Origin of the sequence: Pseudomonas alkylphenolica (assembly GCF_016009175.1) — a bacterium.
GTDB classification, from domain to species: Bacteria; Pseudomonadota; Gammaproteobacteria; order Pseudomonadales; family Pseudomonadaceae; genus Aquipseudomonas; species Aquipseudomonas alkylphenolica_B.
On sequence record NZ_JADUCM010000038.1, the window covers coordinates 25,952 to 48,507 of the forward strand.

The window sequence follows — 22,556 nt, forward strand, 5'->3', positions numbered from 1 at the left end:
AAGCCTGAGGTATTTATGACGACTATTTTCGATCCCATCACCCTCGGCGATCTGCAACTGCCGAACCGCATCATCATGGCCCCGCTGACCCGCTGCCGCGCCGATGAAGGCCGCGTACCCAATGCCCTGATGGCCGAGTACTACGTACAGCGCGCGAGCGCCGGGCTGATCCTCAGCGAGGCCACCTCCGTGACCCCGATGGGTGTCGGCTACCCGGACACTCCCGGCATCTGGTCCAACGACCAGGTGCGCGGCTGGACCAACGTGACCAAATCCGTGCACGCCGCTGGCGGGCGGATTTTCCTTCAGCTGTGGCATGTCGGGCGGATTTCGCACCCGATCTACCTGAACGGCGAAACCCCGGTGGCGCCTAGCGCGATCCAGCCCAAGGGCCACGTCAGCCTGGTGCGTCCACTGGCGGACTACCCGACGCCGCGCGCCCTGGAAACCGCAGAAATCGCCGACATCGTCGAGGCTTACCGTACCGGTGCCGAGAACGCCAAGGCAGCCGGTTTTGACGGGGTGGAAGTGCATGCTGCGAACGGCTACCTGCTCGACCAGTTCCTGCAGAGCAGCACCAACCAGCGCACCGACCAGTACGGTGGCTCGCTGGAAAACCGTGCACGGTTGCTGCTGGAAGTGACCGATGCGGTCATCGATGTGTGGGGCGCACAACGCGTCGGTGTGCACCTGGCGCCACGCGCCGACTCGCACGACATGGGCGATGCCAATCGCGCCGAAACCTTCACGTATGTTGCCCGTGAACTGGGCAAGCGCGGAATTGCCTTCATCTGCTCACGTGAGAAAGAAGGCGATGACAGCATCGGCCCCTTGATCAAGGAAGCCTTTGGCGGCCCCTACATCGTCAACGAGCGCTTCACCAAGGACACCGCGAATGCCTCGCTGGCCAGCGGTCGTGCCGATGCCGTGGCTTTCGGTGTGCCGTTCATTGCCAACCCGGACCTGCCGGCCCGGCTGGCTGCGGATGCACCGCTGAACCAGGCCCATCCGGAAACCTTCTACGCCAAGGGCCCGGTCGGTTACATCGACTACCCGCGGATGTGAATTTCACCGGTCAGGTGCAAACCTCAACCATTGCACCTGACCTGTGGGAGCGGGTTCACCCGCGAAGAGCCCCGCGCCTCAATCAAGGCCGAGCATTGATCTGTTGCTGCAGGTTCTGCACCTGGCTTTGCAGGGTGTTGATGTTGCGCGTCATCTGCGCGCGAAAGGCATCAAACTCGGCAACCGAGGCGCCTGAGGCTGCAGGCGCCGCCGGGCGGTTCTCCTGCTCGCTCTTGAGCACAATCAGGTCCTGCTCCAGACGCTGAATGGCTGCACTGGGGTTGCCTTGCTTCTTCAGCGCAGCCACATCGCTGGTAAGGCTGCTGATCTGTGCATCCAGTTTGCCGCCGTCCACCTGAGCCGCTTTCAACGCCGCCAACTCACCGTTCACGGCCTTGAGCTGCGCCTGCAACTCGGCCTGCAATTTGGCCGTGGTCGCCTGTTGCTCGTTGGCCTGGGCCAACACCTGCTCCAGTCGTTTACCCAGATCGCCCGCCTGCCCGGCCACCCCTTGCTGCTGCTTGCCTTGCTCGGCAAGGCTGGCCTGCAGCTGTTTAATCTGCAGCTTGAGCGCTTCACTGCCGGTATTGACGTTGCTTTCGCTGGCATCGACTTTACCGCTGATGGCCTGCAAACGCCCCGCTGCATCCTCACTGATGCGGGCAAAGCTTTCCTGGGTGGCGACCAGTTGCTGCTCCATCAACGAGACCTGCTGAAAGCTCCACCAGCCCAGCCCGGCCAGGGCGATGAACGACGCCCCCAGCAGTGCCCACAAGGGCCCGGTACTGGCGGCACGTGGCGCCTTGCGCGCGCCAGCGCTTACCGGGCCATGCCCGGCAGGCAACGGATCAAAGTCATCGTCGTCACGGGTGACCGCACGCAAGGTCGGGACATTGTCGAAATCGTCTTGAGCATCGTTACGCATGGGAGCCTTCAACCGCCGTAATAGCAAATGGGCACTAGTATAAACCGCTTACACGGCGCACTCATCGACCGCAAAGCATTCCCCAGGTTCACTTACCCGGGTGCTGAGCGCCCCACCAGCCGCAGAACTCGTCCAGCGCCGTCCACACACTGACGGTGGGTCGGTAGTTCAACAGTTGCCGGGCGCGGCTGATGTCCAGGGTGAAGTCCTTGCTCATCACCTGCATGCCCAGGCGCGAAAGCGTCGGCTGCGGGCGACCCGGCCAGAGCATGCAGGCGCCTTCGTTCAGTGCCGCTGCCGTGTAGGCCAGCCCATAGGAGCGGTAGCGGGTCACCTGCGGCAGGTGCATCTGGCGCATCACATAGTTGACCACATCCCACAACGGCAGTGGATGACCATTGCTGATGTTGTAGGCCTGGCCCAAGGCGCCTTCATCGGCGAACACGGCACTGAGCAACGCCTCGTTGAGGTTCTGCACACTGGTGAAGTCGACCTTGTTCAGGCCATTGCCGATAATGGCCAGGCGACGCTTGCGTTGCATCTGCAACAGCCGCGGGAAAATGCTGACATCCCCTGCCCCGGTGACAAACCGCGGACGCAACGCCAGCACCTCAAGGCCAAACTCCTGGGCACCGAAGACTTTCTGCTCGGCCAGATATTTGGTGGCCCCGTAGTGGTCATGAAAGCGCCGGGGCACCTGTTCTTCGCGGATATTCAGCTGCGAGCGGCCATTGAAGTAGATCGACGGCGAAGACAGGTGCACCAAACGCCGCACATGTTCCTTGAGGCACGCCTCGACGACGTTTTCGGTCACCACCACGTTGCCCTGGTAGAAATCCTGGTAGCGTCCCCAGTTCCCTACCGCTCCGGCGCAGTGCACCACGGCATCCACCCCCTGGCAGAGGCGGCGCGCCAGCTCAGGGTCGCTCAGGTCTCCGGGGATGAATTGCGCCCCGCGTCGCACCAGGTGCTCGACGCCTTCGGCACGCCGGCCGTTGACCCGGACGTCCAGGCCCTGCTCCAGGGCAAAACGCGCAAAGCGCCCGCCAATGAAGCCGCTTGCGCCGGTGACCAGAATTCGCATGTACCACTCCGCCTAACCAATATTCAGAAGCTGCTGACGCTGCCGGGCCTTACAAGGGCACCAGCCAATGCCGGGCCGTCTGTCGCAGATGCTCGGTTAATTGACTGAGCAATTGCCCGCCATTGCGCCAATGATGCCAGTACAGCGGCACATCGATGGGTTTATCCGCCGAAATTTCTACCAGGCGGCCGTCGGCCAGCTGTTCACGCACCTGCAGTTCCGGCACCAGCCCCCACCCTAGCCCGGCTTCGGTCATGCGCAAAAAACCCTCGGAAGAAGGACACAGGTGATGCAGGAAACCGTCCTGTATACCCAGGCTGGCCAGGTAGCGGTGCTGGAGGAAATCATCCGGGCCGAACACCAGTGCCGGGGTGCGGGGCAACCGCGCCGCCTCGAAACCGTCGGGAAAGTAGCGCGCCATGAAGGCCGGGCTGGCCAGGGCACGGTAACGCATGGCGCCCAGCAACAGGCTGCGCGCACCGGCCACCGGGCGCTCGCTGCCGCACAGGCAGGCCGCCACCTCGCCGGCGCGCATGCGCTTGAGGCCGACCTCCTGATCTTCGACCACCAGGTCCAGCAGCACTTGCTGCTCGGCACAGAATGCCCCCACCGCACCGGCCCACCAGGTAGCCAGGCTGTCGGCATTGAGGGCGATGCGCAAGCGCTCGGGCAAGCCCTCTTCGTCCAGCGCCGGCACCTGGCTTTGCAGGTCGCGCTCAAGCAAGCGCACCTGCTGCACGTGGTTGAGCAGCCGTCGCCCGACATCGGTAGGGCTGGGAGGATTGGCGCGAATCAAAACCGGCTGGCCGACCCGTGCCTCAAGCAGTTTGATGCGCTGAGAGATCGCCGACTGCGACAACCCCAGTACCTGCGCCGCACGCTCGAAACCGGCTTGTTCGATGACAGCAGCCAGTGCCGAAAGCAGTTTGTAATCGAACATTATTTTTCCTAATGCCAGATCAGCTTTATTTGTTTTTCTTATACAAGGCTTGCCCCCAGAATAGCCAGCATCCTGTTTGATTTTCTGCGCCGGTGCCCTGCCGGTGTTTGTGGAGTGTCCCCTATGTGGCAAAGCTATCTGAACGGCCTGCTGGTCGCCTTCGGCCTGATCATGGCGATCGGCACCCAGAACGCATTCGTCCTGGCCCAGAGCCTGCGCCGCGAACATCACCTGCCGGTGGCGGCGCTGTGCGTGATCTGCGATGCCCTGCTGGTGGCCGCCGGGGTGTTCGGCCTGGCAACGGTGCTGGCACAAAACCCGACCCTGCTCGCCGTCGCCCGTTGGGGCGGTGCGGTGTTCCTGATCTGGTACGGCAGCAAAGCCCTGATGCGTGCCTGTTCACAACAAAGCCTGCAACAAAGTGAAGGCCAGGGCATCCGTTCACGCCGGGCCGTGCTGCTCAGCGCCCTGGCCGTCACCCTGCTCAACCCTCATGTGTACCTGGATACCGTGCTGCTGATCGGCTCGCTCGGCGCCCAGCAAACAGTGCCCGGCGCTTACGTGGCCGGCGCCGCCAGCGCTTCGCTGCTGTGGTTCTTCACCCTCGCCCTGGGCGCCGCCTGGCTGGCCCCCTGGCTGGCACGCCCGGGCACCTGGCGCCTGCTGGACTTGATGGTGGCGGTGATGATGTTCGCCGTGGCCGCCCAGCTGATCTTCACCTGAGGCCGCTGGTCTGCGGTTGGCAAAGGCTCTGGAACCTCTTTCCCATACAGTTGTTGCGTGGTTAAGCACAGGGCCCGGTGCTATGATCCAGCCCTTGCGTCGCAAAGAGTACAAACTCCCCGACGCACATTCGGCCGCCCGTGATCGGCCTTGCGCTCACCGCAACAGACCTGATTAGGAGAATCACCATGGCTTTTGAATTGCCGCCGCTGCCTTACGCACACGACGCCCTGCAGCCGCACATTTCCAAGGAAACCCTGGAATACCACCACGACAAGCACCACAACACCTACGTCGTGAACCTGAACAACCTGGTGCCAGGCACCGAGTTTGAAGGCAAGACCCTGGAAGAGATCGTCAAGTCCTCCTCCGGCGGCATCTTCAACAACGCCGCTCAGGTCTGGAACCACACCTTCTATTGGAACTGCCTGGCACCAAACGCCGGCGGCCAGCCTACCGGCGCCCTGGCTGATGCCATCAACGCTGCGTTCGGTTCGTTCGACAAGTTCAAGGAAGAGTTCACCAAGACTTCCGTTGGCACCTTCGGCTCCGGCTGGGGCTGGCTGGTGAAGAAAGCTGACGGTTCCCTGGCCCTGGCCAGCACCATCGGCGCCGGCTGCCCGCTGACCAGCGGCGACACCCCGCTGCTGACCTGCGACGTCTGGGAACACGCTTACTACATCGACTACCGCAACCTGCGTCCAAAATACGTCGAGGCGTTCTGGAACCTGGTTAACTGGAAGTTCGTCGCTGAGCAGTTCGAAGGCAAGACCTTCACTGCCTAAGCGAAAGCTGTGAGAAAAAAACCCGGCTTGTCCGGGTTTTTTTTCATCTGCGCGCTGGCCTCTGGCTCTTGCTCCGGGCTGATACCACGCTAACATCAAACGTTGGGAAGATTGCTTTCGCAATTAAAGTCGCAAGGCCGGGCAACCGATACAGTGACAGCAGGCACACGCACAGCGGTGGGTGGTGAGTGTTCTGTCAACGGCCGATAGTGGATTGCCAAATTTGATGGCAAAATGATGTCATGCGCATGGATTAAGGAAACCCCATTGAAGCTGGAACTCAAGAACAGCTTATCGGTCAAGTTGCTCAGGGTCGTGCTGCTCTCGGCACTGGCAGTCGGTGTCGTTCTCAGTTGCGCGCAGATCGTCTTCGATGCCTACAAGACCCGTCAGGCAGTGGCCAATGACGCCCAGCGAATCCTCGACATGTTCCGCGACCCTTCCACCCAGGCGGTCTACAGCCTGGACAAGGAAATGGGCATGCAGGTCATGGAAGGGCTGTTCCAGGACGAGTCCGTGCGCATGGCCTCGATCGGCCACCCCAACGAAACCATGCTGGCGGAAAAGACCCGCCCGTTGCAGGAGACGCCAACGCGCTGGCTTACCGACCTGATCCTTGGCCAGGAACGCACATTCTCCACGCAGCTGGTCGGCCGCGGTCCCTACAGCGAATACTACGGCGACCTCAACATCACCCTCGACACCGCGGCCTATGGCGCGGGCTTTCTGGTCAGCTCGGTGATCATTTTCATCTCCGGTGTGCTACGCGCGCTGGCCATGGGCCTGGTGTTGTACCTGGTCTACCACTGGATGCTGACCAAGCCGCTGTCGAAGATCATCGAGCACCTCACCCAGATCAACCCCGACCGCCCCAGCCAGCACCAGCTGCCGCTGCTCAAGGGCCACGAGCGCAACGAACTGGGCATATGGGTCAACACCGCCAACCAGTTGCTCGCCTCGATCGAACGCAATACCCATTTGCGTCACGAAGCCGAGAACAGCCTGCTGCGCATGGCCCAGTACGACTTCCTCACAGGACTGCCCAATCGTCAGCAACTGCAGCAGCAACTGGACAAGATCCTCGTTGACGCCGGTCGCCTGCAGCGACGGGTTGCCGTGCTGTGTGTGGGCCTCGACGACTTCAAAGGCATCAACGAACAGTTCAGTTACCAGACCGGCGACCAGTTACTGCTGGCCCTGGCGGATCGCCTGCGTGCCCACAGTGGCCGCCTCGGCGCCCTGGCACGCCTGGGTGGCGACCAGTTCGCCCTGGTCCAGGCCGATATCGAACAGCCCTACGAGGCGGCCGAACTGGCACAAAGCATTCTGGATGATCTGGAAGCGCCCTTCGCCCTCGACCACCAGGAAATTCGCCTGCGCGCCACCATCGGCATCACCCTGTTCCCGGAAGATGGCGACAGTACGGAAAAGCTGCTGCAAAAAGCCGAGCAGACCATGACACTGGCCAAGACCCGCTCGCGCAATCGCTATCAGTTCTACATCGCCAGCGTCGACAGCGAAATGCGCCGCCGTCGCGAGCTGGAAAAAGACCTGCGCGAAGCCCTGCCGCGCAATCAGCTGTTTCTGGTCTACCAGCCGCAAATCAGCTACCGCGATCATCGCGTGGTCGGGGTCGAGGCCCTGCTGCGCTGGCAGCACCCGGAGCTGGGCATGGTTCCACCCGACCAGTTCATTCCCCTGGCCGAACAGAACGGCAACATCATCACCATCGGTGAATGGGTGCTCGACCAGGCCTGCAGGCAACTGCGCGAATGGCACGACCAGGGCTTCAGCGAGTTGCGCATGGCGGTCAACCTGTCCACTGTGCAATTGCACCACAACGAACTGCCACGGGTGGTCAACAACCTGCTGCAGATCTACCGCCTGCCGCCGCGCAGCCTGGAACTGGAGGTTACCGAAACCGGCCTGATGGAAGACATCAGTACCGCTGCCCAGCATTTGCTCAGCCTGCGCCGCTCCGGTGCGATGATCGCCATCGACGACTTCGGTACCGGCTACTCGTCGCTCAGTTACCTCAAGTCACTGCCGCTGGACAAGATCAAGATCGACAAGAGCTTCGTCCAGGACCTGCTCGACGATGACGACGATGCCACCATCGTTCGCGCCATCATCCAGCTGGGCAAGAGCCTGGGCATGCAAGTAATCGCCGAGGGCGTGGAAACAGCCGAGCAGGAGGCCTACATCATTGCCCAGGGCTGCCATGAAGGTCAGGGTTATCACTACAGCAAGCCTCTGCCTGCCCGCGAGCTGACAGTGTTTCTGAAACAGGCGCAACGCAACCAGGTTTCGATTCTGTAACCCCCGCCAGCATTGAACTCAAGGGCGCATACACGCAATTGAATATTTACGTGCCTCCCCCTTTACACAAAATGCAAATCTTTCGCATTATGTTGCAGTTTTGCGTACCTCCGTACGCCTGTCCAACCTCTCGACGCAGGAATTCGCCATGAATCGTATGCCTCTGGCCACCGCCAGTTTGTTGGCCATTGCCATCTCCCTCGCCGGTTGCGGCGACAGCAAGGACAAGGCCGCGGCACCGCAAGCCCAGGCCCCGGCTGCCACCGCTGCAGCCCCGGCTGCAGGCGCGGTAGACGAAGCTGCTGCCAAGGCAGTGGTCAAGCATTACGCCGACATGGTCCACGCTGTCTACAGCGACTCGCTGAGCACCGCGAAAACCCTGCAGACCGCCATCGACGCTTTCCTCGCCACGCCGAACGACGACACCCTGAAGGCTGCCAAAGCTGCCTGGTTCGCCGCACGCGTGCCGTACCTGCAAAGCGAAGTGTTCCGCTTTGGCAACACCATCATCGACGACTGGGAAGGTCAGGTGAACGCCTGGCCGCTGGACGAAGGCCTGATCGACTACGTCGACGCCAGCTACGAGCACGCCCTGGGTAACCCGGGTGCAGCGGCCAACATCATCGCCAACACCGAGATCCAGGTGGGCGAAGACAAAGTCGACGTCAAGGACATCACCCCGGAAAAACTGGCCAGCCTCAACGAGCTGGGCGGCTCCGAAGCCAACGTTGCCACCGGCTACCACGCCATCGAATTCCTCCTCTGGGGCCAGGACCTCAACGGCACCGGCCCAGGTGCGGGCGCCCGCCCGGCCTCTGACTACCTCGAAGGCAAAGGCGCCACCGGCGGCCACAACGAGCGTCGCCGCGCCTACCTGAAGGCCGTGACCCAACTGCTGGTCAGCGACCTGGAAGAAATGGTCGGCAACTGGAAGCCGGACGTTGCCGACAACTACCGTGCCACGCTGGAAGCCGAACCTGTCACCGACGGCCTGCGCAAAATGCTGTTCGGCATGGGCAGCCTGTCGCTGGGCGAACTGGCGGGCGAGCGCATGAAGGTTTCCCTGGAAGCCAACTCCCCTGAAGACGAGCAGGACTGCTTCAGCGACAACACCCACAACTCGCACTTCTACGACGCCAAAGGCATCCGCAACGTCTACCTGGGCGAGTACACCCGCGCCGACGGCACCAAGCTGACCGGCCCAAGCCTGTCGTCGCTGGTTGCCAAGGTTGACCCTGCGACCGACACCACGCTCAAGGCTGATCTGGAAGCTACCGAAGCCAAGATCCAGGTGATGGTTGACCATGCCGCCAAGGGCGAGCACTACGACCAGCTGATCGCTGCCGACAACGCTGCCGGCAATCAGATCGTGCGTGATGCCATCGCCGCCCTGGTCAAGCAGACCGGTGCTATCGAGCAAGCTGCGGGCAAGCTGGGTATCGCCAACCTGAACCCGGACACCGCCGATCACGAGTTCTGATGGATCGAGTGTAAGAAAGGCGACCTTCGGGTCGTCTTTTTTTTGCCCGATGGCCGCCGTTGAATGAACGATTTCATCTGGCAAACGCAAATCCCTCTTATTCCAAGATCTTGAGCCTGCTAAGCTTGCACGCCGGTTTTTTGCTCAAGTTCAGGACCCTGGATGTCTTCGTTGCTGCTCCGACTCAGCCCACTGCTTCTGGCCACTGCCCTGGTCGCCTGTGATGACGCCCCGCGTTTCACTCAGGCTGAACCGGGCGAAGCCTTGGGCGGCGGCAAGGCAACGGTGAACAAGCGCGACCAGAACGCCTACTCCATGCCATCGGCCAACCTCGCGCCGAGCCGGCGCCTGGACTTCAGCGTCGGCAACAGTTTCTTTCGCAACCCCTGGGTGATCGCCCCGTCGACCACCACCGCCCGCGATGGCCTGGGGCCGCTGTTCAACACCAATGCCTGCCAGAACTGCCACATCAAGGACGGTCGCGGTCACCCGCCCGGCCCGAATGCCAGCAACGCCGTGTCGATGCTGGTACGCCTGTCGATCCCTGACCAGCCGCAGTACGCCAAGGTCATTGAACAGTTGGGCATCGTTCCCGAGCCGGTATATGGCGGCCAGCTGCAGGACATGGCTGTGCCCGGTGTTGCCCCCGAAGGCAAGGTACGTGTCGACTACACCCCGGTGCCCGTGACCTTCAAGGACGGCACCCGGGTCGAACTGCGCCAGCCACAACTGCAAATCACTCAGCTGGGCTACGGCCCGATGCATGCCGACACGCGGTTTTCCGCCCGCATCGCGCCGCCAATGATCGGCCTGGGCCTGCTCGAAGCCATCCCCGAGGCCGCCCTGCTGGCCAACGCCGACCCCGACGACCGTGATGGTGATGGTATTCGCGGCCGTGCCAACCAGGTCTGGGACGACGCCCAGGGCAAGACCGTCATGGGCCGTTTCGGCTGGAAAGCCGGGCAACCGAACCTCAACCAGCAGAATGTGCACGCCTTCTCCGGCGACATGGGCCTGACCACCAGCCTGCGGCCGATGGATGACTGCACCCCGTCACAGGTCGATTGCCTGAACGCGCCCAACGGTAATGGTGCCAATGGCGAACAGGAAGTCAGCGACAACCTGCTGCGCCTGGTGCTGTTCTATACCCGCAACCTGGCCGTACCGATCCGCCAGGATGTCGACTCGCCCCAGGTGCTGGACGGTAAAAACCTGTTCCATCAGGCCGGCTGCCAAAGCTGCCACACCCCAAGCTTTACCACCGCTGCGGATGCCGCCGAGCCGGAGCTGGCCAACCAGCTCATCCGCCCTTACAGCGACCTGCTGCTGCATGACATGGGGCCGGGCCTGGCAGACAACCGCACCGAATTCGCCGCCTCGGGCCAGGACTGGCGCACCCCACCACTGTGGGGCATCGGCCTGAACGAGACGGTCAGCGGCCACACTCAGTTTCTTCACGATGGCCGCGCCCGCAATCTGCTTGAGGCTGTGCTCTGGCACGGCGGTGAAGCGGAAGCGGCCAAGCAACACGTTTTGACCTTCAATGCCGAGCAGCGTGCAGCGTTGCTGGCGTTCCTGAATTCACTTTAAGCAAGGAGCCGGGCATGTTCCGACCCAAACTGTTGTTCACCAGCCTCGCCGCCCTCGCCCTCGGCGCCTGCTCGCCTCAGGACCCGCAAGCGGTGACCTCTGCGGCGATCGCCAAGCAGGTGATCCTGCCGACCTACAGCCGCTGGGTTGAAGCCGACCGCCAACTGGCTGTCAGTGCCTTGGCGTTCTGCGAAGGCAAGGCTGACCTGGCGACCGCCCGCGCCGACTTTCTGCATGCACAAAAAGCCTGGGCCGAACTGCAACCCCTGTTGATCGGCCCGCTGGCTGAAGGCAACCGTGCCTGGCAGGTGCAGTTCTGGCCCGACAAGAAAAACCTCGTCGGCCGCCAGGTCGAACAACTGGTCAATGGCGACAAGCCGATCGATGCCGCCAGCCTGAGCAAGTCCAGCGTCGTGGTGCGTGGCCTTTCCGCCTACGAGTACATCCTCTTCGACAGCAAGCCGGACGCCGCCAACGCCGAGCAGAAGGCCCGTTACTGCCCGCTGCTGGTGGCCATCGGCGAGCACCAGAAGGCCCTGGCCGAAGAGATCCTCAAAGACTGGAACAACACCGACGGCATGCTGTCGCAGATGACCAAGTTCCCCAACCAGCGTTATGCCGACTCACACGAAGCCATCGCTGACGTGCTGCGTGCCCAGGTCACCGCGCTGGACACCCTGAAGAAGAAACTCGGCGCGCCAATGGGTCGCCTGAGCAAAGGCATTCCTCAGCCGTTGCAAGCCGAAGCCTGGCGCAGCCACTCTTCGCTGAAAAGCCTGGAAGCCAGCCTGAACGCTGCGCAAACCGTGTGGGTCGGTGTCGACAACCAGGGCCTGCGCGGACTGCTGGGCAAAGACCAGAAAGCCCTGGCCGACAAGATCGACGCAGCTTACGCTGACGCCCTGAAGTTGCTGAGCAGCAATCAGAAGTCGCTCACCGAACTGCTCGACGACGAAGCCGGCCGCCAGCAGCTCAATGCCATTTACGACAGCCTCAACGCCGTCCACCGCCTGCACGAAGGCGAACTGGCCAAGGCGCTGGGCATTCAACTGGGCTTCAACGCCAACGACGGTGACTGATCATGCTGCGACGCCAGGCTCTGAAACTCGGTAGCGTTCTGCTCAGCGCCCTTACTCTGGGCGGCTGGACCCTGTTCCGCGGCAAGAGCGGCAGCCCGCTGCTGCTCTCGGCGCGCGACGACAGCGACGGCAAGCACTATGCCGTCGGCTATCGCCTGGACGGCACCCAGGTGTTTGCCACCGAGGTGGCCCAGCGTTGCCATGACATCATCAACCACCCCGAGCAGCCGATTGCGCTGTTCGTCGCCCGCCGCCCAGGTACCGAAAGCTACCTGGTCGACCTGCGCGACGGCCGTCTTCTGCAGACCATTCGTTCCCAGCCGAACCGCCACTTCTATGGACACGCGGTAATCCATAAAAGCGGCGAATGGCTGTATGCCACCGAAAACGACACCACCGACCCCGGCCGTGGCGTACTTGGTGTCTACCGTTTCGATGGCGAGCGCCTGCAGCACAGCGGCGAGATTTCTACCCACGGCATCGGCCCGCACCAGGTGTCGTGGATGCCCGATGGCGAGACCCTGGTGGTGGCCAATGGCGGTATCCGCACCGAGGCCGAAAGCCGCGTGGAAATGAACCTCAACGCCATGGAGCCGAGCCTGGTGCTGATGCAGCGTAACGGCACCCTGCTCAGCAAGGAACTGCTGCCGCAGCAAATGAACAGCGTGCGCCACCTGGCGATTGCTGCGGACGGCACAATTGTCGCCGGCCAGCAATACATGGGCGCCAGCGACGACACCGCCGAGCTGATTGCCATCAAGCGTCCCGGGCAGCCCTTTACGGCCTTCCCGGTGGCCGAGCAGCAACTGCAGGCAATGGCTCACTACACCGCGAGCGTGGCGATTCACAGTGAGCTGCGCCTGGTCGCCCTCACCGCACCACGGGCCAACCGCCTGTTCATCTGGGACCTGGACACCGCCCAGGTTCGCCTCGAGGCGCCCATGCCCGACTGCGCTGGCGTCGGCGCGGTGGCAGACGGCTTTGTCGTGACCTCGGGCCAGGGGCGTTGCCGGCTCTACGATTGCCGCAAAAGCGAACTGATCGGCCAGCCGCTGCAACTGCCCTCCGGGCTGTGGGACAACCACCTGCACCTGACCTGAGCTTAAATAGCCGGGAACACAGGCTTCTCAGACCCGGTCAAAGGGGTAATATTCGGCTACAGCGCACGTGGGCAGGATCGCCCGTGGTCGTGCAGAACGAACAATAAATCGTATCCAAGGAACTGGACTATGCTCCGCCGCCGCATGCTGATCATGTTAGGTGTTGTTGTGCTGCTCGTGCTGATCCTGGGGGGCTACAAGGCGTTCTCCATTTATCAGCAGGTCCAGATGTTCTCGGCGCCCAAGCCGCCCATCAGCGTGGCGGCCACCGCGTCCAGCGAGCGCGCCTGGCAAAACCGCCTGCCCGCAGTCGGCAGCCTCACGGCCCTGCAAGGGGTCGACCTGAGCCTGGAAATTGCCGGCACGGTGAAGGCGCTGCAGTTCGAGTCCGGGCAGCAGGTCCGCAAGGGGCAACCGCTGTTGCAACTGGACAGTGATGTCGAAACCGCCTTGCTGGGTACTGCCCAGGCAGACCTTGGCCTGGCCCAGGTCGACTTCAATCGCGGCAGCCAGCTGGTGGGCAGCGAGGCCATTTCCCGCGGCGAATACGATCGCCTCAACGCGCAGTACAAGCGCAACAAGGCCGTCGTCGATCAGCTCAAGGCCTCGCTGGCGAAAAAAAGCATCAGCGCGCCCTTCAGCGGCACCATCGGTATCCGCCAGGTCGACGTCGGTGAATACCTGGCCAGTGGTACGGTGATCGCCACCCTGCAGGATTTGAGCAGCCTGTATGTCGACTTCTTCGTGGCCGAGCAGGCCATCCCCCAGTTGAGCATTGGCCAGCAGGTGCTGGTGAGTGTCGCGGCCTACCCGCAGCAGACCTTCCCAGGCAGCATCAGCGCCATCAACCCGAAAGTCGAAGACAGCACCCGCAACGTGCAGGTACGCGCCACCCTGGCCAACCCGGACGGCAAGCTCCTGCCCGGCATGTTCAGCAGCCTGCAAGTGTTGCTGCCAGATCCCAAGCCGGCGGTGGTCGTGCCGGAAAGCGCGGTGACCTACACCCTGTATGGCAACTCGGTGTATGTGGCTGTGGAAAAAAAACCCGAAGACGGCCAGGTGCATAAAGACGCCGACGGCCAGCCGCAACTGATCGCCGAGCGGCGCTTTGTCGACACCGGCGAGCGCCGCGATGGCCTGGTGGTGATCAGCAAAGGGCTACAGGCCGGCGAACAGGTGGTGACCGCAGGCCAGCTGAAACTGACCCAGGGCGCAGCCATCCGCATTACCCCGGACAAGACCCTGCAAACCCAGCCCAAACCCGCCGACTGATCGAGGATGCGTCATGGCTTTTACCGATCCGTTCATTCGTCGTCCGGTGCTGGCCTGCGTGGTCAGCCTGCTGATCGTGCTGCTGGGGTTTCATGCCTGGGGCACGATGTCGATCCGTCAGTATCCACAGATGGAAAACGCCCTGATCACGGTCACCACCGCCTACCCCGGAGCCAACGCCGAAACCATCCAGGGCTATATCACACAGCCCATGCAGCAAAGCCTGGCCAGCGCCGAAGGCATTGACTACATGACATCGGTGAGCCGCCAGAACTTCTCGGTGATTTCGATTTATGCGCGGATCGGCGCCGACACCGATCGCCTCTTCACCGAACTGCTGGCCAAGGCCAACGAGGTCAAGAACAAACTGCCGCAAGACGCCGAAGACCCGGTGCTGAACAAGGAAGCGGCCGATGCCTCGGCGCTGATGTATATCAGCTTCTACAGCAGCGAACTGAGCAACCCGCAGATCACCGACTACCTGTCGCGGGTAATCCAGCCCAAGTTGGCCACCCTGCCGGGCATGGCCGAAGCGGAGATTCTCGGCAACCAGCTGTTCGCCATGCGGATCTGGATCGACCCGGTAAAACTGGCCGGCTATGGATTAAGTGCCAACGAAGTGACCGATGCCGTCAGGCGCTACAACTTTCTCTCGGCCGCCGGCGAAGTGAAAGGCGAGTACATCGTCACCAGCATCAACGCCACCACCGACCTGAAGTCCGCCGAAGCTTTCGCCAAGATCCCGCTCAAGGTCAGTGGTGACAGCCGGGTGCTGCTCGGAGACGTCGGCCGGGTCGAGATGGGCGCGGAGAACTACGACACCGTCAGCTCTTTCGATGGCACCCCGTCGGTGTATATCGGCATCAAGGCGGCACCCAGCGCCAACCCGCTGGAGGTGATCAAGGAGGTGCGCAAGCTGGTTCCCGAACTGGAAAGCCAGCTGCCGCCCAACCTGAAAGCCTCTATCGCCTATGACGCCACCCTGTTCATCCAGGCCTCTATCGACGAAGTGATCAAGACGCTGTTCGAAGCGGTGCTGATCGTCATTGTCGTGGTGTTCCTGTTCCTCGGCGCCCTGCGTTCGGTGCTGATCCCGGTGGTCACCATCCCCTTGTCGATGATCGGCGTGCTGTTTTTCATGCAGTTGATGGGCTATTCGCTCAACTTGCTGACCCTGCTGGCCATGGTATTGGCCATTGGCCTGGTGGTCGACGATGCCATCGTCGTCGTGGAAAACATCCACCGACACATCGAAGAAGGTAAAACGCCGACCGAGGCGGCCCTGGAGGGCGCCAGGGAGATCGCCATGCCAGTGGTCTCGATGACCATTACCCTGGCGGCCGTATATGCGCCCATCGGCTTTCTGCAGGGGCTCACTGGCGCCCTGTTCAAGGAGTTCGCGCTGACGTTGGCCGGGGCGGTGGTCATTTCCGGCATCGTTGCCCTGACCCTGTCGCCGATGATGTGTTCGGTGCTGCTGCGCCACGACCAGAATCCCAGCGGCCTGGCGCATCGCCTCGACCTGATGTTCGAAGGCCTCAAGGTGCGCTACCAGAAACTCCTGCATGCCACCCTCAATACCCGGCCGGTGGTCCTGGTGTTTGCCGTCATCGTCCTGTGCCTGATTCCGGTGTTCATGATGTTCAGCAAGAATGAACTGGCACCCGATGAAGACCAGGGCATCATTTTCATGATGGCCACCGCCCCGCAGCCCACCAACCTCGACTACCTGAACACTTACACCGACGAATTCATCAGCATCTTCAAAGCCTTTCCCGAGTACTACTCCTCGTTCCAGATCAACGGTTTCAACGGCGTGCAGTCGGGTATTGGCGGCTTTCTGCTCAAGCCCTGGAACGAACGCGACCGCACGCAAATGGAGCTGCTGCCGCTGGTACAAAGCAAACTCGAAGGCATCAGCGGCCTGCAGATATTCGGCTTCAACCTGCCATCGCTGCCCGGCACCGGTGAAGGCCTGCCCTTCCAGTTCGTGATCAACACACCCAATGACTACGAACTGTTGCTGGGGATCGCTGACCGGGTCAAGGAACGCGCCCTGGCCTCGGGCAAGTTCGCCTTCCTCGACATCGACCTGGCCTTCGACAAGCCGGAAGTGGTGGTCGACATCGACCGCGCCAAGGCCGCGCAGATGGGCGTTTCCATGGATGCCCTCGGGGGTACCCTGGCAACCCTGCTCGGCGAGGCAGAAATCAACCGGTTCACCATCGATGGCCGCAGTTACAAAGTCATCGCCCAGGTAGAGCGCCCCTACCGGGACAACCCCTCCTGGCTAAGCAACTATTACGTGAAAAACCAGCAAGGGCAGATGCTGCCACTGTCGACCCTGATCACCGTCAGCGACCGGGCCAGGCCGCGTCAGCTTAACCAGTTCCAGCAGTTGAACTCGGCCCTGATCCAGGGGGTGCCGATGGTCAGCATGGGCGAGGCGCTGGATACCATCCGCACCATTGCCCGCGAAGAGGCGCCGCAAGGCTATGCGTTTGATTATGCCGGTGCCGCTCGCCAGTACGTTCAGGAAGGCAGTTCGCTGTGGGTGACCTTTGGCCTGGCGCTGGCGATCATCTTTCTGGTACTGGCGGCCCAGTTCGAAAGCTTCCGCGACCCGCTGGTAATCCTGGTGACCGTGCCGCTGTCGATCTGCGGCGCACTGATTCCACTGTTCCTGGGCATTTCCAGCATGAACATCTACACCCAGGTCGGCCTGGTGACACTGATCGGCCTGATCAGCAAACATGGCATTCTCATTGTCGAGTTTGCCAACCAGCTGCGCGAGCACAAGGGCCTGAGTGCCCGTGAAGCGGTTGAAGAAGCGGCGGCGATTCGACTTCGGCCGGTGCTGATGACCACCGCTGCCATGGTATTCGGCATGGTGCCGCTGATTCTGGCGACCGGGGCCGGGGCGGTCAGTCGCTTCGATATCGGCACGGTGATCGCCACCGGCATGTCGGTGGGCACCCTGTTCACCCTGTTCGTCTTGCCCTGCGTGTATACCCTGCTGGCACAAGCACACGTGCCGCATGCGCAAACACAGACGAGCTGACCTTGCACACGCAAAAAGGCCTCGTCACTGACGAGGCCTTGTGTGGAACATCATGATGCGTCAACTCTGCCCGCGTGCACCCTGGCTGAGACCAAACAACAGCAACAGCAGGTCATGGTCTGGCTTGGCGTCGACCTGGGGTTTGACCAACCTGGGCAATGGGCACTGCAACGCCTTGTCGGCATGGCTGAACACAACGGGTCCCGGTTCTTCCCAAGCAGCGACGGCAACGGTAGCCACCGCCAACGCCGCCACCAGAAACAAACCTCGAGCTATTTCTAGTTTCATTAACCTAAACCTTTGACAGCGCTGCCAAACGCCATCTGGTAAAAGTAGAGCAGCTTGCGCCATTCTGCGTCATTGAATGACGAATGGCGCTTCAGTTGTTTCAGGTCGCGCGCGGCTGCGCGCTGCCGGCTGATGCGCCGCCGGCACTTTTCCAGGTCCAGCAGCGCCACTTCGGCACGGGCTTCTTCGCCCTCACCGATCACCTTGATGAAGATGTGCTTGCCGTACAGGCAACCGTGCTGCCAGTGACCACGGTGCATGCGTGCCAGGTTCTGGGCCAGGTCCTGCAGCATGCGCTCGTGCAGGGCTTCGCTGTAACGCTCGCGTGCACCATTGGCGTACCAGTTGTCGGCGTCCTCAAAGCCATCGAGTGCCTCGCTGACCAGCAGCGCCCGCCATTGACGGTCGGCATCACGCTCTACGCCGCAATACACAATGTGCGGCACGCGTACACCCAGCTGTTCGAAGCTGTTGATTGCCTCATACTCGCGCAACACCGTCGGACGGCCGAACGGGTGCAGAAAACTGCGGTAGATATGGCCAATCTGACGCTTGGAATACAGCACCTGACCGTTTTCATCGTTCAGACGCTGAACGCCACTTTCCCCACCCCGACGCTGGTTGGGTTCTTCTACCCACTCCCCTTGCTGCTGCCAGAAATGGTCAAAACGGCTGTTTCCCGTCGTTGTTACCAAGCGCTCTACCGCCATCCACTACTACCCCTTACGCAATACGTAAACTCGCCACATGGCATAGAACGGCAAAAAGTCCAAACGTTCCTGAATCCGGAAACCGGCTTCCTGAAATTCCTTCTCAACCGTGGCAACCGGTAACACAAAACGGTTCTGATAACTGGCTTCACCGGTTTTGGCAAAGCGACGTTCTTCCAGTTTTTTCCGGCGCCAGGCCTTGAAATTACCGTCGACCCACAGCGACAGAATCACGCTGTCACGGGTAACTCGCTGAAATTCAGAGAGAATTGTCTTCCGATGCGCGGCTTCACCGATGTGGTGCATCAGGCGCATACAGAAAATGCTGTCGACCGAGTTGTCTGGCAAATCGATCGCGAACGCAGAAGTCTGCAAGGTCCGTACCCGCTCGACGATATGCGCCGGCTGGGATTTGCTGGCAGTTTCCAGCATGGCCTCGGAATTGTCCGCACCAATGATTACGCGATTAGGCTTTTCTGCCAACAGTGGCCAAAAGCGACCAGCCCCGCACGGCAGGTCGAGCACCAGCCCCGGTTCGCCGACCAGCGCCAGGGCGCGGCGGGCCAATTGTTCGTCACGCTGGTGCGACAGGCGCCGAGCCAGGCCATCCTGATGCTTGAGAAAGTATTCCTGGGCGTGTTGCTGGTCGTACTTTTCGGAAAACTCGAGTTTGATGGGGCTACGCATGGTGCATCTCCTGACTCCAATTCCCCCAATTTAGGGGGGCAAGCGTTGTCGTCAGGTCATGCGAATGTGAAAAATTCGTTAGAAAAGCGCAGATAAGTTACAGGAAGTAACCAAGCACTCAGCGCCCGGCGCCTCACTCCGCCTCCAGCAGACTTTTCGCCCCATACCGCAGGTCGACATGGAAACAACAACCATTGGGCGCCATTGACGACAGGCTCACTGCCCACCCCTGATCGTCACAGATACGCTGTACCAGCGAGAGCCCCAGGCCAAGTCCCTCCCCACGACGTTCATCACCGCGGACAAAGGGCCGGAACATCGCTTCGTGCTGTTCTTCCGGAATCCCCACGCCACTGTCTTCGACGCGAAAGCCCAAGGGTTCAAGGGTCAGGCGAATGAAACCATAATCGGTGTAATGCGCCGCGTTACGCAGCAGATTGCCCATCACCGCTTGCAGGAAGGTGGCGTTGTACAGGGTCGGCGACGCAATCGAAGCATCGTATTCCAGCACCAGGCCTTTCTGCTCGATTGCATCTCGCCATACACCGATCAGGTCGTCTGCCACTTCCTTGATCGTCGCGCGTGATGCTACCGCGCCTTCATCGCGCTGGGCGCGGGCGAGCATCAGGAAGGTCTTGACCCGCTCCTGCATCTCTTCGGTGGCCCTGGCGATACGTTCGATCTGCGAACGGACGCGCGGCTCGATGTTCGGGTTGACCAGCAACAGCTCACAGGAGCTGGCGAGTACCATCAGCGGGGTGCGCAGCTCATGACTCACGTCGCTGGTGAACAGGCGCTCGCGGCTCAAGGCATCGCGCAGGCGCCCCAAGGTGTCGTCGAAGGCCACTGCCAGCTGACCGACTTCGTCGGCGGCATAATCCGGTGCCAGTGGCGGTGCCAGGCCCAACAACTGGTCGCGATGACGCACCTGACGCGCCAGGCGGATCACCGGCGCCATGACCCGACGCGCCAGCACCCAGCCAAGAAACACCGCCAGCGCCAGGCTGAGCACAAAGCCCACCACGACGATGGCAAACAGCACCCGTTCACGCTCTTCGAAATCGCTTTGGTCCTGCAGCAGTACATAGCGCCGCCCGTCGACTATCTCGACCATGGCGTGATAGGACAGCTGTTCACGGAAGACTTCGTGAAAACCCGGCGTCAGGTGGCGCAAGTCCTTGGGCAGCTCATACTCGTCACGCCCGCCACTGTAATAAAACAGCTGGTCAGGGCGGGGCCTGTGGCTCCAGTCATTGACACTGTCCATCCGCAACAGGCGTTGCAGGTCGCCCCCGAGCACGGCGGAAATCAAGCGTTCTTCCACCAGGTGCACGGTGGCAACGATACCGAATGCGAACGCACCGGCCACCAGCGCACTCATCAGGGCAAAGGCAATGATGATGCGCTGGGCAAGGCTCTGCTTAAACTCCATCACGGCCCTCGGCCAGGCGATAGCCGACGCCGTGGACGGTATGCAGCAAGGGCTTTTCAAACGGTTTGTCGATCACCTGACGCAGTTGGTGGACATGGCTGCGCAAGCTGTCGCTGTCCGGGCAATCATCGCCCCAGAGCGCCTCTTCAAGCACTTCGCGGCGCAATACATGAGGGCTTTTCTGCATCAGCACCGCCAACAGCTTCAGGCCCACCGGGTTGAGCTTGAGCAGTTTGCCGCTGCGCGTGACCTCAAGGGTGTCGAGGTCATACGTCAGGTCGCTGACCTGCAAGGTGCGTCGTCCACCGCCCTGGGCCCGGCGCAATACCGCCTCGATGCGGGCCGCCAGCTCCGACAGGGCAAACGGCTTGAGCAGGTAGTCGTCGGCGCCCGAACGAAACCCTTGCAAGCGATCATCAAGCTGGTCGCGGGCGGTCAACATGATCACCGGGGTGTCCCGGCGCGCATCCTCGCGCAGGCGTTTGCACAAGGTATAGCCATCGATACCCGGCAGCATGATGTCGAGCACAATCAGGTCGTAATGTTCAGTGGCTGCCAGGTGCAGACCCGACAGTCCATCCTGGGCACAGTCGACGGTGTAGCCTTTAAGGCCCAGGTAGTCTGCCAGGTTGGCAAGGATATCGCGGTTGTCTTCAACCAGTAGAATTCGCATGGAGTCTCCCGTCCAGGGCTTTTGCCTGCTTGGCAGGCGCACTTTACGACCATCGGCAGTGTGAGGCTAGGCCGCACAAACTTTATTGCCAGTTAACGTTTTTTTCACCGAGCCTTCACGGACAAGCGATGGAGGCTGACGCAGAATCGCCGGTCATTGCCTCACGCTGCTACCCGGCACGGTTTGCCGGTCGGGTCCGCCCTTTCGACCCGCCTGGATATGCCATGCCCAGACCTGAGTTTTCGCGCCCGCTCAATCCCTGGATTACCCTGGGGATCCCCCTGGTGACAGCCCTGACCCTCATCCTGCTGGAGCTTACCTCCCTGGACATGGACCTGGCCAAGCTGGCCTTCGACCCGGTTGCCGGTGAGTTCATTGGCCGACACAGTTACTTCCTCGAAGACATCCTGCACGATCGCGCCAAGCAGGCGGTAATCGCCCTCAGCCTGGGAGCGATTGTAGCGTTCATTTCCAGCTTCTTCTGGCACCGGCTCAAAGGCTGGCGCCGCGAACTGGGCTATCTGGTCCTGGCCATGGCACTGTCGACCAGCTTTGTTACGCCGGTCAAGGCAGTGACTGCGGTGCAATGCCCGTGGAGCCTGAAGGAGTTCGGCGGCAAGGAAACCTACAGTGAACTGCTGAGCGTTCGCCCTGATACGGATAAACCAGGCCGTTGCTGGCCCGGCGGTCATGCGGCCACAGGCTTTACCCTGTTCGCGCTGTTCTTTGCGTTGCGTGACCGGCGTCCTCGCCTGGCGCGGGCGACGTTGCTGTTTGCCTTTACCCTGGGCACCGTGTTTTCCATTGGACGCATGCTGCAAGGGGCGCACTTCTTCTCGCACAACGTGTGGACGGCGGTGTTCTGCTGGTTGATCAGCCTGGGTTGTTACCACTGGGTGCTGTATCGCAAGCCTGTGCCGGTTCCAACCACGTCGGCGCAAACGCTGCAACAACAGACTTCTTGATCTTTGTTTCTTGGGTTGGGTTTCTGTGAGCTTATCCATTCGGTGTGGCGCGGCTACCGGCCCCTTCCGCCCTTACGGCGGCCTACTTTTTTCTTGGACAAAGTAGGCAAAACCGCTCGCTCCTGCATACGGCCCTACGCTGCGCTCCGGGTTCCTTCCCTCCGGCACCTTCCGGGGCCACGCGGCCTACGACTTGCTTCGCCAAGTCTACATCTCGCGTCTTCGGCTTCGCCGAAGGTGCTGCGCACTGCCCCTACAGGCACCTCCACTCAGCCTCCTGAAGTCGCAGTCTGCGGCGTCTGAACCGACGTGCTTGAAGATCAAGATCAAAAGCCGGATCAAGATCAAGATCAAGATCAAGATCAAGATCAACAGCGA

Annotated in this window: 19 protein-coding genes; 11 read left to right on the plus strand and 8 right to left on the minus strand. The window is 61.5% G+C overall.

The features are described from left to right. Window positions 1-15 precede the first annotated feature (15 nt). Complete coding sequence (locus I5S59_RS23300) at window positions 16-1,065, plus strand: alkene reductase (RefSeq protein ID WP_197878664.1); 1,050 nt, start codon at window positions 16-18, stop codon at window positions 1,063-1,065. A gap of 82 nt (window positions 1,066-1,147) precedes the next feature. Here the strand turns inward: I5S59_RS23300 and I5S59_RS23305 are convergent, their stop codons facing one another. The 3 genes from I5S59_RS23305 to I5S59_RS23315 all read right to left on the minus strand — a co-directional run bounded on the left by I5S59_RS23305 (window position 1,148) and on the right by I5S59_RS23315 (window position 4,014). Beyond that, window positions 1,148-1,990 carry an ATPase gene (locus tag I5S59_RS23305; protein ID WP_197878665.1) on the minus strand — a complete coding sequence of 281 codons (843 nt, stop codon included), beginning with the start codon at window positions 1,988-1,990 and terminating at the stop codon, window positions 1,148-1,150. Between the two features lie 88 nt (window positions 1,991-2,078). Next, the gene (locus I5S59_RS23310; protein ID WP_197878666.1) at window positions 2,079-3,074 is read right to left on the minus strand and encodes an NAD-dependent epimerase/dehydratase family protein; all 996 of its coding nucleotides are present in this window, start codon (window positions 3,072-3,074) and stop codon (window positions 2,079-2,081) included. A gap of 49 nt (window positions 3,075-3,123) precedes the next feature. Beyond that, on the minus strand, window positions 3,124-4,014 hold the full coding sequence (locus I5S59_RS23315) for a LysR family transcriptional regulator ArgP (RefSeq protein ID WP_197878667.1): 891 nt from the start codon (window positions 4,012-4,014) through the stop codon (window positions 3,124-3,126). A 123-nt stretch (window positions 4,015-4,137) separates the two neighbouring features. Between I5S59_RS23315 and I5S59_RS23320 the strand changes: the two genes are divergently transcribed. The 9 genes from I5S59_RS23320 (at window position 4,138) to I5S59_RS23360 (ending at window position 17,423) form a co-directional block, all read left to right on the plus strand. After that, complete coding sequence (locus I5S59_RS23320) at window positions 4,138-4,737, plus strand: LysE/ArgO family amino acid transporter (RefSeq protein ID WP_197878668.1); 600 nt, start codon at window positions 4,138-4,140, stop codon at window positions 4,735-4,737. Between the two features lie 188 nt (window positions 4,738-4,925). After that, window positions 4,926-5,522, plus strand: coding sequence for a superoxide dismutase (locus tag I5S59_RS23325; RefSeq protein WP_107026376.1), 597 nt, complete (start codon window positions 4,926-4,928; stop codon window positions 5,520-5,522). 237 nt (window positions 5,523-5,759) lie between these two features. After that, the gene (locus I5S59_RS23330) at window positions 5,760-7,841 is read left to right on the plus strand and encodes a putative bifunctional diguanylate cyclase/phosphodiesterase (protein WP_420066472.1); all 2,082 of its coding nucleotides are present in this window, start codon (window positions 5,760-5,762) and stop codon (window positions 7,839-7,841) included. Window positions 7,842-7,989: 148 nt separating this feature from the next. Further along, a complete protein-coding gene (locus I5S59_RS23335) occupies window positions 7,990-9,321 on the plus strand; it encodes an imelysin family protein (RefSeq protein ID WP_197878670.1) in 1,332 nt (443 codons plus the stop codon). A gap of 162 nt (window positions 9,322-9,483) precedes the next feature. Continuing rightward, window positions 9,484-10,911 carry a di-heme oxidoredictase family protein gene (locus I5S59_RS23340; RefSeq protein ID WP_197878671.1) on the plus strand — a complete coding sequence of 476 codons (1,428 nt, stop codon included), beginning with the start codon at window positions 9,484-9,486 and terminating at the stop codon, window positions 10,909-10,911. A 14-nt stretch (window positions 10,912-10,925) separates the two neighbouring features. Continuing rightward, entirely contained in the window at window positions 10,926-11,990 is a 1,065-nt protein-coding gene (locus I5S59_RS23345) for an imelysin family protein (protein ID WP_197878672.1), read from the plus strand. Between the two features lie 2 nt (window positions 11,991-11,992). After that, entirely contained in the window at window positions 11,993-13,090 is a 1,098-nt protein-coding gene (locus I5S59_RS23350) for a DUF1513 domain-containing protein (RefSeq protein WP_197878673.1), read from the plus strand. Window positions 13,091-13,219: 129 nt separating this feature from the next. Next, window positions 13,220-14,362, plus strand: coding sequence for an efflux RND transporter periplasmic adaptor subunit (locus tag I5S59_RS23355; RefSeq protein WP_197878674.1), 1,143 nt, complete (start codon window positions 13,220-13,222; stop codon window positions 14,360-14,362). A gap of 13 nt (window positions 14,363-14,375) precedes the next feature. Beyond that, a complete protein-coding gene (locus tag I5S59_RS23360) occupies window positions 14,376-17,423 on the plus strand; it encodes a multidrug efflux RND transporter permease subunit (protein ID WP_197878675.1) in 3,048 nt (1,015 codons plus the stop codon). Between the two features lie 60 nt (window positions 17,424-17,483). On the opposite strand, the gene I5S59_RS23365 is transcribed toward I5S59_RS23360, so the two are convergent. The 5 genes from I5S59_RS23365 to colR all read right to left on the minus strand — a co-directional run bounded on the left by I5S59_RS23365 (window position 17,484) and on the right by colR (window position 21,213). After that, on the minus strand, window positions 17,484-17,711 hold the full coding sequence (locus I5S59_RS23365) for a hypothetical protein (RefSeq protein ID WP_197878676.1): 228 nt from the start codon (window positions 17,709-17,711) through the stop codon (window positions 17,484-17,486). Continuing rightward, complete coding sequence (locus tag I5S59_RS23370) at window positions 17,711-18,421, minus strand: lipopolysaccharide kinase InaA family protein (RefSeq protein WP_197878677.1); 711 nt, start codon at window positions 18,419-18,421, stop codon at window positions 17,711-17,713. The genes I5S59_RS23365 and I5S59_RS23370 overlap by 1 nt, the downstream gene beginning before the upstream one ends. A 6-nt stretch (window positions 18,422-18,427) precedes the next feature. After that, window positions 18,428-19,108 (minus strand): class I SAM-dependent methyltransferase, encoded by a 681-nt coding sequence (locus tag I5S59_RS23375; protein ID WP_197878678.1) that lies wholly within the window; start codon window positions 19,106-19,108, stop codon window positions 18,428-18,430. Between the two features lie 133 nt (window positions 19,109-19,241). Beyond that, window positions 19,242-20,540, minus strand: a complete 1,299-nt coding sequence (locus I5S59_RS23380; RefSeq protein ID WP_197878679.1) for a sensor histidine kinase — start codon at window positions 20,538-20,540, stop codon at window positions 19,242-19,244. Further along, window positions 20,530-21,213: a two-component system response regulator ColR gene (colR, locus tag I5S59_RS23385; protein ID WP_128323927.1), complete on the minus strand. Its 684-nt coding sequence runs from the start codon at window positions 21,211-21,213 to the stop codon at window positions 20,530-20,532. Before colR ends, I5S59_RS23380 begins: the two co-directional genes overlap by 11 nt. A gap of 224 nt (window positions 21,214-21,437) precedes the next feature. On the opposite strand from colR, the gene I5S59_RS23390 reads away from it, so the two are divergent. After that, entirely contained in the window at window positions 21,438-22,178 is a 741-nt protein-coding gene (locus I5S59_RS23390) for a phosphatase PAP2 family protein (RefSeq protein ID WP_197878680.1), read from the plus strand. The last annotated feature ends 378 nt before the right edge of the window (window positions 22,179-22,556 follow it).

Excerpts from the sequence above, each read along its gene's own strand:
- I5S59_RS23355 (WP_197878674.1), top strand. The coding sequence starts at position 13,220 with ATGCTCCGCCGCCGCATGCTGATCATGTTAGGTGTTGTTGTGCTGCTC.
- I5S59_RS23380 (WP_197878679.1), bottom strand. The coding sequence starts at position 20,540 with ATGGAGTTTAAGCAGAGCCTTGCCCAGCGCATCATCATTGCCTTTGCC.
- I5S59_RS23320 (WP_197878668.1), top strand. The coding sequence starts at position 4,138 with ATGTGGCAAAGCTATCTGAACGGCCTGCTGGTCGCCTTCGGCCTGATC.
- I5S59_RS23350 (WP_197878673.1), top strand. The coding sequence starts at position 11,993 with ATGCTGCGACGCCAGGCTCTGAAACTCGGTAGCGTTCTGCTCAGCGCC.
- I5S59_RS23315 (WP_197878667.1), bottom strand. The coding sequence starts at position 4,014 with ATGTTCGATTACAAACTGCTTTCGGCACTGGCTGCTGTCATCGAACAA.
- I5S59_RS23345 (WP_197878672.1), top strand. The coding sequence starts at position 10,926 with ATGTTCCGACCCAAACTGTTGTTCACCAGCCTCGCCGCCCTCGCCCTC.
- I5S59_RS23390 (WP_197878680.1), top strand. The coding sequence starts at position 21,438 with ATGCCCAGACCTGAGTTTTCGCGCCCGCTCAATCCCTGGATTACCCTG.
- I5S59_RS23330 (WP_420066472.1), top strand. The coding sequence starts at position 5,760 with ATGTCATGCGCATGGATTAAGGAAACCCCATTGAAGCTGGAACTCAAG.
- I5S59_RS23375 (WP_197878678.1), bottom strand. The coding sequence starts at position 19,108 with ATGCGTAGCCCCATCAAACTCGAGTTTTCCGAAAAGTACGACCAGCAA.
- I5S59_RS23310 (WP_197878666.1), bottom strand. The coding sequence starts at position 3,074 with ATGCGAATTCTGGTCACCGGCGCAAGCGGCTTCATTGGCGGGCGCTTT.
- I5S59_RS23325 (WP_107026376.1), top strand. The coding sequence starts at position 4,926 with ATGGCTTTTGAATTGCCGCCGCTGCCTTACGCACACGACGCCCTGCAG.
- I5S59_RS23335 (WP_197878670.1), top strand. The coding sequence starts at position 7,990 with ATGAATCGTATGCCTCTGGCCACCGCCAGTTTGTTGGCCATTGCCATC.
- I5S59_RS23305 (WP_197878665.1), bottom strand. The coding sequence starts at position 1,990 with ATGCGTAACGATGCTCAAGACGATTTCGACAATGTCCCGACCTTGCGT.
- colR (WP_128323927.1), bottom strand. The coding sequence starts at position 21,213 with ATGCGAATTCTACTGGTTGAAGACAACCGCGATATCCTTGCCAACCTG.
- I5S59_RS23360 (WP_197878675.1), top strand. The coding sequence starts at position 14,376 with ATGGCTTTTACCGATCCGTTCATTCGTCGTCCGGTGCTGGCCTGCGTG.
- I5S59_RS23370 (WP_197878677.1), bottom strand. The coding sequence starts at position 18,421 with ATGGCGGTAGAGCGCTTGGTAACAACGACGGGAAACAGCCGTTTTGAC.
- I5S59_RS23300 (WP_197878664.1), top strand. The coding sequence starts at position 16 with ATGACGACTATTTTCGATCCCATCACCCTCGGCGATCTGCAACTGCCG.
- I5S59_RS23365 (WP_197878676.1), bottom strand. The coding sequence starts at position 17,711 with ATGAAACTAGAAATAGCTCGAGGTTTGTTTCTGGTGGCGGCGTTGGCG.
- I5S59_RS23340 (WP_197878671.1), top strand. The coding sequence starts at position 9,484 with ATGTCTTCGTTGCTGCTCCGACTCAGCCCACTGCTTCTGGCCACTGCC.